Source organism: Pandoraea terrigena, assembly GCF_902459705.1.
Lineage (GTDB): Bacteria > Pseudomonadota > Gammaproteobacteria > Burkholderiales > Burkholderiaceae > Pandoraea > Pandoraea terrigena.
Window position 1 is genome coordinate 279,814 of sequence record NZ_CABPRU010000004.1, and the last position, 16,705, is coordinate 296,518.

Annotated in this window: 12 protein-coding genes; 4 read left to right on the forward strand and 8 right to left on the reverse strand. The window is 66.3% G+C overall.

The window, feature by feature from the left end:
• Positions 1 to 4: 4 nt before the first annotated feature.
• Positions 5 to 1,516, forward strand: coding sequence for an efflux transporter outer membrane subunit (locus tag PTE31013_RS11375; protein ID WP_150612903.1), 1,512 nt, complete (start codon positions 5 to 7; stop codon positions 1,514 to 1,516).
• 40 nt (positions 1,517 to 1,556) lie between these two features.
• Here the strand turns inward: PTE31013_RS11375 and PTE31013_RS11380 are convergent, their stop codons facing one another.
• Positions 1,557 to 2,474, reverse strand: a complete 918-nt coding sequence (locus PTE31013_RS11380) for a LysR family transcriptional regulator (RefSeq protein ID WP_150612904.1) — start codon at positions 2,472 to 2,474, stop codon at positions 1,557 to 1,559.
• 161 nt (positions 2,475 to 2,635) lie between these two features.
• On the opposite strand from PTE31013_RS11380, the gene PTE31013_RS11385 reads away from it, so the two are divergent.
• Together PTE31013_RS11385 and PTE31013_RS11390 are read left to right on the forward strand one after the other, a co-directional pair.
• Entirely contained in the window at positions 2,636 to 3,073 is a 438-nt protein-coding gene (locus PTE31013_RS11385) for a VOC family protein (protein ID WP_150613051.1), read from the forward strand.
• A gap of 109 nt (positions 3,074 to 3,182) precedes the next feature.
• Complete coding sequence (locus PTE31013_RS11390; RefSeq protein WP_150612905.1) at positions 3,183 to 3,887, forward strand: fumarylacetoacetate hydrolase family protein; 705 nt, start codon at positions 3,183 to 3,185, stop codon at positions 3,885 to 3,887.
• A 746-nt stretch (positions 3,888 to 4,633) separates the two neighbouring features.
• Here the strand turns inward: PTE31013_RS11390 and glpK are convergent.
• From glpK to PTE31013_RS11410, 4 genes are all read right to left on the reverse strand, one after another.
• Positions 4,634 to 6,145: a glycerol kinase GlpK gene (gene glpK / locus PTE31013_RS11395; protein WP_150612906.1), complete on the reverse strand. Its 1,512-nt coding sequence runs from the start codon at positions 6,143 to 6,145 to the stop codon at positions 4,634 to 4,636.
• Between the two features lie 29 nt (positions 6,146 to 6,174).
• The gene (gene glpD, locus PTE31013_RS11400) at positions 6,175 to 7,713 is read right to left on the reverse strand and encodes a glycerol-3-phosphate dehydrogenase (protein ID WP_150612907.1); all 1,539 of its coding nucleotides are present in this window, start codon (positions 7,711 to 7,713) and stop codon (positions 6,175 to 6,177) included.
• 179 nt (positions 7,714 to 7,892) lie between these two features.
• On the reverse strand, positions 7,893 to 8,717 hold the full coding sequence (locus PTE31013_RS11405) for a DeoR/GlpR family DNA-binding transcription regulator (RefSeq protein ID WP_150612908.1): 825 nt from the start codon (positions 8,715 to 8,717) through the stop codon (positions 7,893 to 7,895).
• A gap of 130 nt (positions 8,718 to 8,847) precedes the next feature.
• Positions 8,848 to 9,351, reverse strand: a complete 504-nt coding sequence (locus PTE31013_RS11410) for a hypothetical protein (RefSeq protein ID WP_150612909.1) — start codon at positions 9,349 to 9,351, stop codon at positions 8,848 to 8,850.
• A 524-nt stretch (positions 9,352 to 9,875) separates the two neighbouring features.
• On the opposite strand from PTE31013_RS11410, the gene PTE31013_RS11415 reads away from it, so the two are divergent.
• The gene (locus tag PTE31013_RS11415) at positions 9,876 to 11,027 is read left to right on the forward strand and encodes a glycerate kinase (protein ID WP_150612910.1); all 1,152 of its coding nucleotides are present in this window, start codon (positions 9,876 to 9,878) and stop codon (positions 11,025 to 11,027) included.
• 114 nt (positions 11,028 to 11,141) lie between these two features.
• Here the strand turns inward: PTE31013_RS11415 and PTE31013_RS11420 are convergent, their stop codons facing one another.
• From PTE31013_RS11420 to acnD, 3 genes are all read right to left on the reverse strand, one after another.
• Entirely contained in the window at positions 11,142 to 12,590 is a 1,449-nt protein-coding gene (locus tag PTE31013_RS11420) for a bifunctional 2-methylcitrate dehydratase/aconitate hydratase (RefSeq protein WP_150612911.1), read from the reverse strand.
• A 164-nt stretch (positions 12,591 to 12,754) separates the two neighbouring features.
• Positions 12,755 to 13,945 (reverse strand): 2-methylaconitate cis-trans isomerase PrpF, encoded by a 1,191-nt coding sequence (prpF, locus tag PTE31013_RS11425; RefSeq protein ID WP_150612912.1) that lies wholly within the window; start codon positions 13,943 to 13,945, stop codon positions 12,755 to 12,757.
• Between the two features lie 20 nt (positions 13,946 to 13,965).
• Positions 13,966 to 16,563, reverse strand: a complete 2,598-nt coding sequence (gene acnD, locus PTE31013_RS11430; RefSeq protein WP_150613052.1) for a Fe/S-dependent 2-methylisocitrate dehydratase AcnD — start codon at positions 16,561 to 16,563, stop codon at positions 13,966 to 13,968.
• Between the last annotated feature and the right edge of the window lie 142 nt (positions 16,564 to 16,705).

Sequence of the window (16,705 nt, forward strand, 5' to 3'; positions counted from 1 at the left end):
CATCATGCGACTCGCCCAACGTGTGCATCGTCACCGTCGCCGCAGCTACGTATCGCGGTGGCTTGCGCTCGGGCTGAGTGCAACGCTGGCCGCCTGCGCGGTCGGCCCGGGCTGGCGCACGCCAGAGGCCACGCATGTCGCGCAGTACACTGCGGGAACGCAACCGTCGACGACCGCTGGGACAGCGGGCGCGCAAGGCGCCTCGCAGACCTTCGTCATCGGCGAGGACGTGCCGTCCGCCTGGTGGACCCGCTTCGGCTCGCCCGCGCTCGACGCCCTCGTCGCCCAGGCGTTGGCCGATAGTCCGACGCTGCGCCAGGCCGAGGCGAAACTGCGTCAGGCGCAGGAGGACTTTGATGCGCAGACCGGCGCGCGCTCGCTGCCATCGGCGAACCTGAAACTCTCCGGCGCGCGCGAACGGGTCGATCCTGCGTCGTTCGGCATTATCAGCTCGCAGAGTCCCAGCCCGTTCACCTTGTATAACGCCAGCGTTGACGTGTCGTACACACTCGACGTGTTCGGCGGCAATCGCCGCGCGCTGGAAGGGCTCGCCGCCCAGATCGACTATCAACGCTTCGCGCGGGATGCCGCCAGGCTCTCGCTTGCGGGCAATGTCGTGACAGCCGCCCTGCGTCAGGCCAGTGCACGGGCACAGCTCTCGGCGCTCGAAGGCATCGCGACGGCGCAGCGCGCGCAGCTCGATATCACACGCACACGCGCGCGCGTCGGGGGCGTAGCCACGCTCGACGTCGAGAATCAAGCCGCACTCGTCGCCCAGACCGAAGCCCAGTTACCCGCGTTGCACACCCAGATCGCGCAGTACGATCACCAACTGGCTCGCTTGACCGGCCAGGCGCCGGGCGCGTTCGCGTCGCCCGTCATCGATCTCGACGCGCTGCAACTACCACAGACGGTTCCCGTCGCGCTGCCGTCGACACTGGCCCGGCGACGCCCGGATGTCCTGGCTGCCGAAGCACTGCTGCACAAGGCGAGTGCCGATGTCGGCGTCGCCACCGCGAACCTCTACCCGCAGTTCACGCTCTCCAGCAGTTTCGGCACGCAGCGCATGCGAATGGCCGATCTTGGCGATGGCGTCAATATCTGGAACCTCGGGATGAACCTGCTGCAACCGCTCTTTCGCGGCGGCGAGTTGCGGGCGCAACGGCGCGCCGCCATCGCGGCATACGACGCCGCGCTGGCGTCGTATCAGGATACGGTGCTGCTTGGCCTCGCGCAGGTCGCCGATGCCATGCGCGCGCTGGCGTCCGATGCCGACACCCTGGCCGCGCGCGCCGATGCAGCCAGGCGAGCCGAAACGGCCCTGCGGATCGCGAGCGAACGCTACCGGGCGGGCGGCATCAGCCATCTCGCCTGGCTCGACGTGCAGCGTCAGGCGCTCGATGCCACCCGTGCCCGGCTCGACGCGCAGGCGACCCGCCTGACGGACACGGCCGCGCTGTGGCAGGCGTTGGGCGGCGCGGCGACCGAGCCGGCCGGCACACAAGCGGCACCCTAGGCGCGCCCTATCCGCGCCCTATCCGCGCCCTATTCGCGCCCTATCCGCGCGATTGCGCCTCGTCGGCAAGACACCTCATCAACGTGGCGACCGGTGCGCGCGCGAGCGCCGGCTGGCGCACCAGCACCCCCAACTCGCGCGTCAGCGGCGCGCCGCTGAGCGGCAGGACCTGAACGCCCATCGCGCCGCCCTTGGCAGGCTTCGACGCCGCGTCGCCGTCGAGCGACAGACCGATGAGCGTCGCCGGCACGATCGACCATCCCAGCCGCGCGCGCACCATGCGCAAAATGACTTCTGGCTCGTCCAGTTCCACGCCCTCACGCACCCAGAGCCGGTGCCGACGCAGGTATCGCTCGACGCGTTCGCCGCCGTATGAGCGCCGGTTATAGCGCACGAACGGCAGCGCTTCCGCCCAGTCCACTACCGTCCCGCCAGTGCCCTTGGGGGCGATGGCCACATAGGGCTCGTGCATAAGCGTTAGCCATTTCATATCGGCCGGCACACCGATGCGCGGCCGGATCATTACCGCCAGATCAAGTTCCTTCGCATCGAGTTGTGCGAGCAATTGCACCGACATGCCCGGCACGATGTTCAGATGCGGCATCGCACCGAACGCCGTCCAGCGCGCCATCGCCCCGGGCAGCAGGCCGAGCTGCACCGTAAGGATCGCCCCGACGTGGATCGGCGCGAGGGCCGCCTGTGCGCCATGCGCACCCGCCTCGCCGCGCATCGCCTGATAGCCCGCAATCACCCCCTGCGCCTGGGCGAGCAAGCGCCGGCCATCGTCGGATAACGACACGGCACGCGCGGTGCGCTCGAAGAGCTGCACGCCGAGATCGTCTTCAAGACGCTGAATCTGCGCACTCACCGCCGACTGGGTCAGTCCGAGTCGCGCCCCCGCCGCCGAGAACGATGCGGTTTCGGCAGCCGTGACAAAGGTTTTCAGGTAACGAATCATTGATCGAAAATTTTGTGGCTGAGCGTCCGAATTATTCGCTTTTGATTATTTTTATCGATGGATAGAATTTACCGCAAATGCGTGCCGTCGTTCGCGTCGCCGATGCACCGGGAAGCCTTTTCCGAAAGCCGGCGCCGGATTCGGCACTCGCTCACTCTCACATGGCATTGGAGTTCCGCGTGGCAACACCACTCTTTCACCTCGCCTTTCCTGTCGACGACCTCGATGCGGCCCGCCGGTTCTACGGTGACGTGTTGGGCTGTGCCGAAGGCCGCAGCTCGGATCACTGGATCGACTTTGATTTCTTCGGTCATCAATTGGTCGCCCACCTCGCCCCGGAAGACGCCGGCAAGCGCATCACCAATCCTGTCGACGGCGACGATGTTCCCGTCCCGCATTTCGGCGTTATCCTTGACATGCCTGCATGGCACGCCTTGGCTGATCGCCTGCGTGCCGCGGGCACCCGCTTCGTGATCGAGCCGCATATCCGCTTCGCCGGGCAGGTGGGCGAACAAGCGACGCTCTTCTTCTACGACCCGGCCGGCAACGCGCTGGAGTTCAAGGCGTTCGCGGATATGTCGCAGGTCTTCGCCAAGTAGCCCTGCTGTGCTGTCGTTCGCGCGGTTGGGCGCGACGGCAGTCCAGACGCCGTCTCGTGTCGGCGCCTGTTCATTTCGTCATTGTTTCGTATCAGCCGAGAATCTTCCGATGAGCCAATTCGTTATTTCGGCGCCGCCCCAGGCGTCGGTCGCCGTGGCAGGCAGCGATGCCCGTTTCCCCGTGCGCCGCGTGTTCTGCGTCGGCCGCAACTACGCCGCGCACGCGCGCGAGATGGGCAGCAATCCGGATCGCGAGCCGCCGTTCTTCTTCATGAAGCCGGCCGACGCCGTCGTGGCCGCTGAGGGCACGCTGCCCTACCCGCCGCTCACGAGCGAACTGCATCACGAGATCGAACTGGTGGTCGCCATCGGCGCCGACGGCGAGAACGTCGATGCGGGTCAGGCGCTGTCGCTGGTGTGGGGCTATGGCGTGGGTGTCGATCTGACCCGTCGCGACCTGCAACAGCAAGCCAAGGACACGCGCCGCCCGTGGGACTGGGGCAAGGCATTCGATGCGTCGGCACCGTGCGGCCCGCTGCACGCCGTGGCCGATGTCGGCCATCCGAAGGAAGGCCGCGTGTGGCTGGATGTGAATGGCGAGCATCGCCAGACGGGCGATCTCAACGAACTGATCTGGTCGGTGCCCGATCTGATCGCCGAAATCTCGCGCAGCGTGAAGCTCGCCGCGGGTGACCTGATCTTCACCGGCACCCCCGCCGGCGTCGGACCGCTCGAGCCCGGCGACAAGGTCAGCGCCGGGGTCGCCGGGGTGGGTGAGATCGCGTTCGCGATCGGCCAGAAGCCCGCCGCCTGACACGCGTCGTTCGATCGAGCCAGACGCGGCGCCCGTTCGTCTATCGAGATACGCCGGTCGAGATACGCCAGCCAGGATATCCACAGCAACTGTTGATAACCCTATGCATAAGTGTCTCGCCGGCGGCGCAAACGCCCACCGGCATTGGGTGTCAAGTGCCTTGCCTAATTTGCTGTCACCCGTGTCGCACAGCGCGTCTCGAACGGGGCCCCGCGCCCCCGGTGCAACGTTCAGCACACCCTCCGCGCACTACCGTTCATTCCTGAAACGTTTTTCATCGGACGATGGCATGCGCCTCGCATCAAGCGATCAACTTCCCTTTTGATTCAATGCTTTGTCGGCATTGGCACGCTTCTCGCATTATCAAGGAAGCAAACCGTCCGCCCTCGGGAAGTCTCATCGCCAGGGTCGACCGCTTCGGGAATCACGCCATGCACGCCACATGGCCCCGGCACGCCCGATGCCTATCCCTCGCCGGGAGCGCCCCGAGCGCGGACGGATTGCACCGATGATCGAGTCGGTTCAGACGATGGGAAATAGTCAGGGAGGGGATCATGCAAATGCGCCGCACTGGGCCTTGCGCCCTAAGCCCCTGCGTCAGGTCGCTCGCGCCTGCAAGTCCGGCCAAGTCGGCCCGCCGTCATCCGCGTGAGCGGTGTGCGAGCTGGCGGCATCGGCGGCACGACGCCGCGGGCGACCGCCGCCACGTTGCGCCCGGACGGGCATTGCGCTGAGGCCCGCCCTCGTCAGGGGGCCTCGCCGTCTTCCGCCCAGAACTTCGCCGCGCGCACGGCGCGTTGCCAGCCATTGACGGCCCGGTTGACGTCGCGCTCCGGCAGCTTGCGGGAAAAGCGTCGCTGTAATTCCCACTGGCGCGCCAACGTGTCGATGTTCGGCCAGAAGCCGACGGCCAGACCCGCGAGATAGGCGGCGCCGGCCGCCGTCGTCTCGATGACCTTCGGGCGCACCACATCCGCGCCCAGCAAATCCGCTTGCCATTGCATCAACAGATCGTTGGCCGCGGCGCCGCCGTCGACACGCAACTCCGACACCCGTAGCCCCGCGTCGGCCTCCATGGCACGCAGCACATCGAGCGTCTGGAACCCGATGCTGTCGAGCGCGGCGCGGGCCACGTGCGCTGCCGTCGTGCCACGCGTCACGCCGAACAGCGTGCCGCGCGCACGCGGTTGCCAGTGCGGTGCGCCCAGCCCGGCGAACGCGGGAACGAGCACGACGCCGTCGGCGTCGGGTACGCGGGTCGCGAGCGCCTCGATGTCACGTGAATGGCGAATGATGCCGAGCCCGTCGCGCAACCACTGCACGACCGCACCGCCGATGAAGATGCTGCCCTCGAGCGCATAGTCGACCCGGTCGCCGATCTTCCAGGCCACGGTCGTGAGCAGGTTGTGACGCGACGCCTGCGGCTTGTCACCGGTGTTCATCACCATGAAACACCCCGTGCCGTACGTGTTCTTCACCATGCCCGGGGAGAGGCACATCTGCCCGAAGAGCGCCGCCTGCTGATCGCCCGCGATGCCGGCAATCGGCACGGGCATCGAGAAGAGCGACGTGGTCGTGTGGCCGTACACCTCGCTCGACGAGCGCACTTCCGGCAGCAGGCTGCGCGGCACATCGAGCAGCGCGAGCAGTTCGTCGTCCCAGTCGAGCGTGTGGATGTTGAACAGCATCGTGCGCGACGCGTTCGAGACATCGGTCACATGCAATTGGCCGCCGCTCAGATGCCACACGAGCCAGCTATCCACCGTACCGAAGGCCAGGTGCCCGGCGTTGGCGGCGTCGCGCGCACCGGCCACGTTATCGAGAATCCAGCGAATCTTGCTCCCCGAAAAGTAGGCGTCGAGCCGAAGCCCGGTGCGGCTTGCGACAAGATCTTCATAGCCTTGTGCGCGCAACCCGTCGCAGAAGTCCGCCGTGCGGCGGTCCTGCCAGACGATGGCGTTGTACACCGGCTCACCCGTGCGACGATCCCATACGAGGGTCGTCTCACGCTGGTTGGTGATGCCAATGGCCGCGATGTCGCGTCCCTCGACACCGGCATGCGTGAGCGCCTCTGCGGCGACCCCCGCCTGCGTCGCCCAGATATCGCGCGGATCGTGTTCGACCCACCCCGGATGCGGATAGATCTGACGGAATTCCTTCTGCGCGGTCGCCACGACACGGCCGTCGCGGTCGAACAGCAACGCTCGCGAGCTGGTCGTGCCCTGATCGAACGCGAGGATGTACGCGCCCCCTGCCATCGCCGTTGTCTCCTGTTTTCCAGCGGATCTCAGGCCGCCGTCACCGTGTGCTGGGCGAACCACTGTTGCACGCTGGCCTCGCCGTCCTTGCCGAGATGCAGACCGAGTTTGGTCCGGCGCCACAGCACGTCTTGCGCCGTGCGCGCCCATTCGTACTGCGCAAGATAGCGCAGCTCGGCCTCGTAGAGATCGCCACAGATGCGCCGGCCCAGTCCGTCGAGCGAATTCGCGCCGCCGAGCAGCACATGCGTGCGCGTGCCATACGTGCGTGCATACCGATGCGCCAGCGCTGGCGGCAGCCACGGTGTCTGCGCACGCAGCGACGTCTCGAACGCGCCGGCATCCGGCTCGGCCATGTCCCCGCCTGGCAGCGGAGCGCCCGCCGTCCAATCACCGTGCGTGAAGCCCAGCGGGTCGCGCAAATGCGACATCGCCTCTTCCGCGAGACGACGATACGTCGTGATCTTGCCGCCGAACACCGACAGCAGCGGTGCGCACGTGCCGGGCGCATCCAGTTCCAGCGTGTAATCGCGCGTGACCGCCGACGGGTTCGAGACCTCCTCTTCCATCAGCGGACGCACGCCCGCGTATGTCCAGACGACATCGGCAGGCACGATCTGCCTCGTGAAATACTCGCTGGCAGACTTGCAGAGATAGGCGATCTCGTCGTCGTTGATCGCGACGGTCGCGGGATCGCCGTGATACTCGATGTCGGTCGTGCCGATCAGCGTGAAGTCGCGTTCGTAGGGAATCGCGAAGATGATGCGCTTGTCCGGGTTCTGGAAGATGTAGGCGTGATCGTGGTCGAACAGCTTGCGCGTGACGATGTGACTGCCTTTGACCATGCGCACGCGATGCGTCGCATGCTGTCGCAGCACGTCGCCAAGCAATTGGCCGACCCACGGCCCGGCCGCGTTGACGATGGCACGTGCGCGCACCGTCTGGTGCTCGCCTTCGGAAGTCTCAAGCTGGGCCGTCCAAAGGCGCTCGCCGCGCTCGGCACCGGTGAGCCGCGTGCGCGTGAGAATCGTCGCGCCGCGCTCGGCCGCGTCCTGCGCATTGAGCACGACCAGACGCGCATCCTGCACCCAGCCGTCCGAATAGACGAAGCCGCGCGTCAAGTCGCGGCGCAGCGGCACGCCGGCGGGATGCCGGCGCAAATCGATACCGCGCGAGCCAGGCAGGATTTCACGCCGCGCGAGGTGGTCGTAGAGAAACAGCCCCGCGCGAATCATCCACGCCGGGCGCAGGTTCGGCATATGCGGCATCACGAAGCGCAGCGGCCACATGATGTGCGGCGCGGCGCGCAGCAGCACCTCGCGCTCCTGCAACGCCTTGCGCACCAGACCGAACTCGTAATACTCCAGGTAGCGCAGCCCCCCGTGGATCAGCTTGGTACTGGCGGACGACGTGTGCGACGCCAGATCGTCCTGCTCGACGAGCAATACGCGCAAGCCGCGACCCGCAGCGTCGCGCGCAATGCCGGTTCCGTTGATCCCGCCCCCTACGACCAGCAGGTCGTAAGGCGGCAGCAGGTAGTCCGATGGCGATGGGGCCGGTGTCTGCACGTCGTCACTCCCGGGGGATGTGCGTCAAATCAGGGAAAAGTTCGAAAATGTTCGTTTATGACTTTCGTTTACGAACATTCAGAGTCGAATTCTAACAGATTCGTGCAAACTATCTTCGAATTCGCACATTCGTTCCCAAAGATGTGCGAATTCGCGCCTTCCGGGGGCAATGGCTCGCGTCAGTCCGCGACGTGCACCCGCGTACCGGCCTCTGCGATCACGTCGGTCATGCCCGCGGGCACCGGGCGATCGGTAAACAGCGCATCGACCTGTGACAGGTGCCCCAGGCGGACGAGCGCCGGGCGCCCAAACTTGCTGTGATCGGCAGCCAGGAAGACGGTACGGGAGTGCGCGATGATCGCCTCGGCCACGCGCACTTCGCGGTAGTCGAAGTCGCGCAACGTGCCGTCGGTGTCGATGGCGGAAATTCCGACGATGCCGAAATCGACTTTGAACTGACGGATGAAATCGAGCGTTGCTTCGCCCGTCACCCCTTGGTCGCGTGCGCGCACGACGCCGCCGGCAACGATGACCTCGGCGTCGGCATAGCCACTCATCATGGCCGCGACATGCAGGTTGTTGGTGATGACGCGCAACCCCCGGTGACGCGACAGCGCCCGGGCCACGGCTTCGGTCGTGGTGCCCAGATTGATGAAGAGCGACGCGTGATCGGGAATTTGTTCGGCAAGGCGCACCGCGATGCGGCGCTTTTCGTCCGCCAACTGTGTCTGGCGGGCATCGTAGGCGTCGTTCTCAGCCCCGCCCGGCAGACCGACCCCGCCGTGGTAGCGACGCACCCACTTGCGTTCGGCCAGGAAGTTGATGTCGCGCCGGATCGTCTGCGGCGTCACCTCGAAGCGCGCGGCAAGCTCATCGACCGTGAGAAAGCCATCGCGACGAACGGCGTCGAAAAGCGCCTGTTGGCGCGGATTCAGCGAGGCCTGCCCGGCATCGCCGGCAGTCGTTTGCCCCTCGGAGACGTCGACGGATTCGGTATGGGACATCGGCACGTACGCAGTAAAAGCCTTCGCGCGGCCCAACCGGCCACACGTTCGCCGTCATGATACCCCGACGGGGTATGACGTTACCGTGACCGCCGCATGAACGCCCGCCTTGACGCCCGACGCCGTCCCATCAGAGACACCGGCGCACGGCGTCGGCGAGCGATTGGGGGCCGGTCGCGCCGAGATACAGCGAGCCTTCGCTGCCCGGCTTGTGCGGCACCAGATCGAGAATGGCAAGAACGCCGTCGTCCTTTGAGGACAGTTCAAGCGTCTGGCCCGCGCCCGCCTTCAAGCGCTGGAGGCTCGCGTGGGGCAGTTGCCGCTTCCACAGACGTGCCGTGCAGGCGCTCACGCGGGCAAAGGGCTTCTTCGACGTTCCTTGCCAGACCGCGCCGCTCTCCCGCGCGTCGGCGACCGTGTCGCGATAGGCAGGAAACGTCTCGACCTTGACGTTTTCCGGTGCAACATCGGCCACGGCGCCCACCGGCGGATCGTCATGCGCGACGACCGGCGACATCTGCGCGCACCCGGCCAGCAACACGGCGAGCGCCAAGCCCGCCGCGGCCACTGCGCCCGCCCCACGGCGCCGCGACACGCGCGACGTGCCCGAATTCCTGTCTTTGCCCCGGTTCATGCCCCCGCTCCACGCTCGCAAATGTGTCGCACACGCAACGTCATTCTTCTGCCGCAGCAAGCCGGGCATCGTCGTGGCGACAACTTGGTATCTGGTCCAGGCGCTCGACGGCAATGGGTCACGCGACGACATCGTCCCTGCGTGTCGCGCCACCGCTCGCGTCGTGATATTCGTTGGTTCTGCACCTGTCATGCCGGCACGCGCCCAGGCAGGCTCCGCATCGGCTCAGGCCGTGCGGCTTTCCGGGCGACGCACCGTCAGTTGGCGCTCATCTTACTCGCGTTATTCATAGCATGGCAATTCGCGCAATGCGCGCTGGCCCGAATCGCGTATATTGCTGGTTTCTGTCACACTGCGTCGCATCGTCTCGCGCCCAACCCTGTTGCGAGTCGACGTGCCACCCCGTCTACCGGGCCCAGGATAAACCGTCCGGCCGGTACGCCATAAGCGAAAACAAACAGCGGGTATGACGCGCACGTGAACCCTGCCAACCCGTATCCCTTTTTGCGACTGTCCCGATTTCCATGTCCAGCAATGCGCAAGCCCCGATCATCGTCATCGCCCCCGATTCGTTCAAAGGTTCGCTGAGTGCCCCGGAAGTGGCCCGCGCCATTGCTTCCGGCATCGCACGCGTACTGCCGCAGGCCGACCTGCGGTTGCGTCCGATGGCGGACGGCGGCGAAGGCACGCTCGACGCCCTGCTCTCCGCAGGCGGACGTCGTGTCCCGCTCTCCGTGCGTGGCGCCGGTCACGCATCGGTGATGGCCGAGTATGGCGTCATGCCCGACGGCACAGGTGTGCTGGAAAGCGCCAACGTGGTGAGCATCACCGATCCGGTCGGGATGCAGACCCCGGTGGCCGAGCGCTCGACGGTCGGCCTGGGCGAACTGCTGCGCGCACTGCTCGACACCGGCGCACGCCGGGTGCTCATCGGCCTGGGCGGCAGCAGCACGAACGACGGCGGGGCAGGCCTGCTCGTCGGCCTCGGCGCGCGCTTGCTCGACGCATCGGGCGAAGCGGTGCCGCCGGTGCCCGCCGCGCTGCATCGCGTGACGTCGATCGATCTGAACGGACTGGACGCCCGCCTGAAGGACTGCGAACTGATCGCCATGTCCGACGTGAACAATCCGCTCAACGGCCCGCAAGGCGCCACGGCGATCTTCGGGCCGCAAAAGGGGGTGAGCAGCGCGCAGATCGAACCGCTCGACCGCGCCATCGGACATTTCGCCGAACATGCGCATCGCGCGTTCAACGCCAACCAAGCCGCCAGCCGTGCAGGCGCGGGGGCGGCAGGCGGCCTGGGTTTTGCCCTTCACCTGCTGGGCGCGAAGTTCCGTTCCGGCGCGGAAGTGGTAGCGGAGCGCGTCGGGCTGCCGCAAGCGGTGGAAGGGGCCGACTGGCTCATCACTGGCGAAGGCCGCAGCGACGGGCAGACGCTTTCCGGCAAGACCCCGATGATCGCCGCACAGATCGCCATCAAGGCCGGGGCGACGGCCTCGCTACTCTCGGGCGCCATCGATCGCAGCGCGCTCGATAGCCTGTCGCGGGTGTTCTCGGGATGTTTCTCGCTGACGTTCGGCCCCACCACGCTGGAAAAGGCGATTGCCGATGCGGCAGGGCTGCTGGCTGACAGCGCGGAACAGATGACCCGCCTGCGTTACACGCACAAGGGCTGACGCCGCACGCCTGCGACGGCCCGACCGCCGTCGGGCCGGTTGCGCGGGCATCGATCGGTCGCCGACCATTCGACCATTCCCAGCGCCGTCGCCCACCGGGCCGCTATCCAGCCCTCACACCATCAAATCGATGAATTGATGCACCGGCATCGCTTCGAGTCGTTGCCGATCGAGCGCGACGTCGAGAATGCGGGCCTGCGCACGCGCCGCGAAGCGCCGCGCCAGGTTCGTCTTGAATTTCTCCACGAGCAGCGGAATCCCCTCGTCGCGACGACGCTTGTGGCCGAGCGGATATTCGACGAGCACTTCGTCGAGCATCGTCCCGTCGCTCAGGATGACGGTCAGCCCGTTGGCGATCGATCGCTTGTCGGGATCGTGATAGTCGCGGGTGAACTGCGGATCTTCCTCGCAGACGATCTTCGCCCGTAGCGCATCGATACGAGGATCCAGCGCAACCGCCTCTTCATAGTCACCCGCCGTCAGTCGCCCGAACAGCAACGGCACTGCCACCATGTACTGGATGCAGTGATCGCGGTCCGCCGGATTGGCAAGCGGCCCCTGCTTGTCGATGATGCGAATCGCGGCCGCATGCGTGCGAATCTTCACCGACCGGATGTCCTGCGCATCGCGTCCCATCGCCGCCAACCGGCGGTGCAACGTCATGGCCGCTTCTGCCGCCGTCTGCGCGTGAAACTCCGCCGGGAATGAAATCTTGAACAGCACGTTTTCCATCACATACTCGCCATAAGGCCGCTGGAACACGAATGGCTTGCCTTTGAACAGCACGTCGTAGAAGCCCCACGTCGCGGCGGTGAGCACCGACGGGTAGCCCATCTCGCCCGTGCGCGCCATGAGCGCGAGCCGCACGGCCCGGCTGGTGGCGTCACCCGCCGCCCATGATTTGCGGCTGCCGGTGTTGGGCGCGTGACGATAGGTGCGCAGGCTCTGCCCGTCGACGAACGCGAGCGAAAGCGCGTTGATCAACTCGTCACGCGAAAGCCCGAGCAGTTCGCCAACGACCGCCGTCGACGCGACCTTCACCAGCACCACATGGTCGAGTCCGACCTGATTGAATGAATTCTCCAGTGCCAGGCAGCCCTGGATCTCGTGCGCCTTGATCATCGCGGCGAGCACATGACGCATCGTCAGCGGCGGCTGTCCTTGCGCCACTGCCGTGCGCGAGAGCCAGTCGGCCGTCATGAGAATGCCGCCGAGATTGTCCGACGGATGCCCCCACTCCGCCGCGAGCCAAGTGTCGTTGAAGTCCAGCCAGCGAATCATCGCGCCCAGATTGAACGCGGCCTGCACCGGGTCGAGTTGATACGACGTGCCGGGAACCTTCGCGCCGTTCGGCACGACCGTGCCCGGCACGATGGGGCCGAGCAGCTTGGTGCACGCAGGATAGGACAGCGCCTCGAAGCCGCACCCAAGGGTGTCGATCAGACAGTGGCGAGCGGTGTCGAAGGCGAGATCGCTGCGGATCTCATAGGTGAGGACGTAGTCGACAATGTCGGTCAGAACCTTGTCGGGCGCGGGACGCACGTTCGAGATGCCTGCGGACATGGGCGGCCTCCTGTGACGTTGACGAAAGCCGGCTTCCAGCCAATGCGCCAGCGACGTTCCGAGAACTCCCATGATAAGCGGCCGGAGAGCGTAATGCTCGCCGGCCGCCAAATCGACCCGCCGCCCCGTCGCTACACCATCGTCGCGGGGCCGATGTCACAACGTCAGAACGCGTCGCCGGGAATGCGCACCCATCCCTCCATCAACACCCGGGCGCTGCGGCTCATGATGGCCTTGGTGACCGTCCACTCGCCGCCATCCTGTTTCGCCTCCGCTCCCACGCGCAAAGTACCCGACGGATGCCCGAAGCGCACCGCGTTACGCGCGCCGCCGCCGGCGGCCAGATTGACCAGCGTGCCCGGAATCGACGCCGCAGCGCCAATGCAGACCGCCGCCGTGCCCATCATCGCGTGATGCAGCTTGCCCATCGACAGGGCACGTACCAGCAGATCGATGTCGCCCGGATTCACGGCCTTGCCGCTCGACGCCGTGTAACCGGCCGGCTTCGCCACGAACGCCACCTTCGGCGTGTGCTGACGCGTCGCAGCTTCCGACACGTCCTTGATCAACCCCATGCGGATCGCGCCGTGCGCGCGAATCGTCTCGAACATGGCGAGCGCCTTCGGGTCGCTGTTGATCGCGTCCTGCAACTCCGTGCCCCGATACCCGACGTCTTCGGCATTGAGGAAGATGGTGGGAATGCCGGCGTTGATCATCGTCGCCTTGAAGGTGCCCACGCCGGGCACTTCCAGATCGTCGACGAGATTGCCGGTCGGGAACATGGCCCCGCCCTCACCGTCTTCCTCGGCGGCCGGATCGAGGAATTCGAGCTGGACCTCGGCGGCCGGGAACGTCACGCCATCGAGTTCGAAATCCCCCGTCTCCTGTACAGCACCGTCGGTCATCGGCACGTGCGCGATGATCGTCTTGCCGATATTGGCCTGCCAGATACGCACGACGGCCACGCCATCGCGCGGCACCCGCGCCGGGTCCACCAACCCGGCGCTGATCGCGAACGGGCCGACGGCCGCCGACAGATTGCCGCAGTTGCCGCTCCAGTCGACGAACGGCTGGTCGATCGACACCTGTCCGAACAGGTAGTCCACATCGTGCCCCGGCCGCTGGCTCCTGGCGAGGATGACCGTCTTGCTGGTGCTCGACGTGGCCCCGCCCATGCCATCGATCTGCTTGCCGTACGGGTCGGGGCTGCCGATTACGCGCATGAGCAGCGCGTCGCGCGCCGTGCCCGGCACCTGCGCCGCGGCGGGCAGGTCCTGCAGGCAAAAGAACACGCCCTTGCTGGTGCCGCCACGCATATACGTGGCGGGAATACGGATTTGTGGCTGATGCGCCATCACGTCTCTCCTCAGGCAGGTCAGGCTGCCGCCTGCGACGATTCCAGAAAGTCCTGCGCGAAGCGCTGCAGCACCCCGCCCGCCTCATAGATCGACACTTCTTCGGCCGTGTCGAGACGGCAGGTCACCGGCACTTCCACGCGCTCGCCATGGCGACGATGGATGACCAGCGTGAGATCGGCGCGCGGCGTGCGCTCCCCGATCACGTCGAAGGTCTCGCTGCCGTCGATGCCGAGCGTCTTGCGGTTCGTGCCTGGCTTGAATTCGAGCGGCAGCACGCCCATGCCGACCAGGTTGGTGCGGTGAATGCGCTCGAAACCTTCGGCGACGATCGCCTCGGTGCCCGCCAGTCGCACGCCCTTGGCCGCCCAGTCGCGCGACGAGCCCTGGCCGTAATCGGCCCCGGCGATGACGATGAGCGGTTGCTTGCGCGCCATGTAGGTCTCGATCGCTTCCCACATGCGGGTGATCTTGCCTTCCGGCTCGATCCGCGCGAGCGAGCCGGCCTTGACCTGCCCGTCGACCACGACCATCTCGTTCTTGAGCGTCGGGTTGGCGAACGTGGCGCGCTGCGCCGTCAGGTGATCGCCGCGGTGCGTGGCGTACGAATTGAAGTCCTCTTCCGGCAGCCCCATTTTCGCGAGGTACTCACCTGCCGCGCTGTCAGCCATGATTGCATTCGACGGCGAGAGGTGATCGGTCGTGATGTTGTCGCCCAGCACCGCCAGCGCGCGCATGCCGCGCAACGCGCGCGCCCCCGCGAGCGCCCCTTCCCAATACGGCGGACGACGGATGTACGTGCTCATCTCGCGCCAGTCGTACAGCGGATCGGCATGCTCACCCGCGTCGACCGAGGCGGCAAACATCGGCTCGTACACGCGACGGAATTGCTCCGGCTTGACGCTGCGCTCGATGATCGCGTCGATCTCCTCGTCGTTCGGCCACAAGTCGGCCAACCTCACCGGCTGGCCATTGGCATCGCGCCCCAGCACATCCTTCTCGATGTCGAAACGAATCGTCCCGGCGATGGCGTAGGCCACCACCAGCGGCGGCGAGGCGAGAAACGCCTGCTTCGCATACGGGTGGATCCGTCCGTCGAAGTTTCGGTTGCCCGAAAGCACAGCCGTGGCATAGAGGTCACGGTCGATGATTTCCTGCTGGATCACCGGGTCGAGCGCGCCCGACATGCCGTTGCACGACGTGCACGCGTAAGCCACCACGCCGAAGCCGAGTGCCTCCAGGTCCGGCAGCAACCCGGCGGCTTCGAGGTACAGCGTGACCGCCTTCGACCCCGGTGCGAGCGAACTCTTCACCCACGGCTTGCGTGTGAGGCCCGCGCGATTGGCGTTGCGCGCAAACAGACCCGCCGCAATCATGTTGCGCGGATTGTTGGTATTCGTGCAGCTCGTGATCGCCGCGATGATGACCGCGCCGTCGGGCATGCGGCCCGGTTCGTTCTCAACCTTGCCACTGATGCCACGCGCGGCCAGCTCGCTCGTCGGCACACGCTTGTGCGGATTCGAAGGGCCGGCAATGTTGCGCACCACGCTTGACAGGTCGAACGTCAGCACACGTTCGTACTGCGCGTGCTCCAGCGTGTCGGCCCAGAGACCGGTCTGCTTCGCATAGGTCTCGACCAGCGCGACCTGTGCATCCTCGCGACCAGTGAGCTTCAGATACTTGATCGTTTGGGCGTCGATGTAGAACATCGCCGCCGTGGCGCCGAACTCGGGCGCCATGTTCGAGATCGTGGCGCGGTCGCCCAATGTGAGGTTCGCGGCCCCGTCGCCATAAAACTCGAGATAGGCGGAGACGACCTTCTCCTTGCGCAGGAATTCGGTCAGCGCCAGCACGATATCGGTCGCCGTGATGCCCGCCTGCGGCTTGCCCGTCAGTGCCACGCCGACGATATCCGGCAGACGCATCCACGACGCGCGCCCGAGCATCACGCTCTCGGCTTCCAGACCGCCCACACCGACCGCGATCACGCCCAGCGCATCGACCATCGGCGTATGCGAGTCGGTGCCTACGAGCGTATCCGGGTAGGCTACCCCGTCCGAGACCTGGATCACCGGACTCATGCGCTCCAGATTGATCTGGTGCAGGATGCCGTTGCCCGGCGGAATCACGTCGACGTTGCGGAACGCTTTCTTCGTCCAATTGATGAAGTCGAAGCGGTCTTCATTGCGGCGGTCCTCGATGGCGCGGTTCTTGGCAAACGCGTCGGGATCGAAGCCGCCGCACTCGACGGCGAGCGAGTGATCGACGACGAGTTGCGTCGGCACGACCGGATTGACGAGCGCGGGGTCGCCGCCTTGCGCCGCGATGGCGTCGCGCAGACCGGCGAGGTCGACAAGCGCGGTCTGGCCCAGAATGTCATGGCACACCACGCGGGCAGGAAACCAGGGGAAATCGAGATCGCGGCGTCGCTCGATCAGTTGCTTGAGGGAATCGGTCAGCGCCGCCGGATCGCAGCGGCGCACGAGGTTCTCGGCCAGCACGCGCGACGTATAGGGCAGCGCGTCGTAGGCGCCCGGCGCAATCGCCTCGACAGCGGCGCGCGCGTCGAAGTAATCGAGCGATGTCCCGGGCAGGGATTTGCGGTATTCGGTATTCATCATGTGAGGACGGTATCAGCCCGGTGGATGGCAGCGTGAAGCCTGTGCAGACGATGTGCCTGCGTGCCGGACGCCTGCGCGGGGCAGCGGCGACGATGCCGCCGACGCCGCCCCGGGCCTTCCGGGCGAGGAATGCCTGACG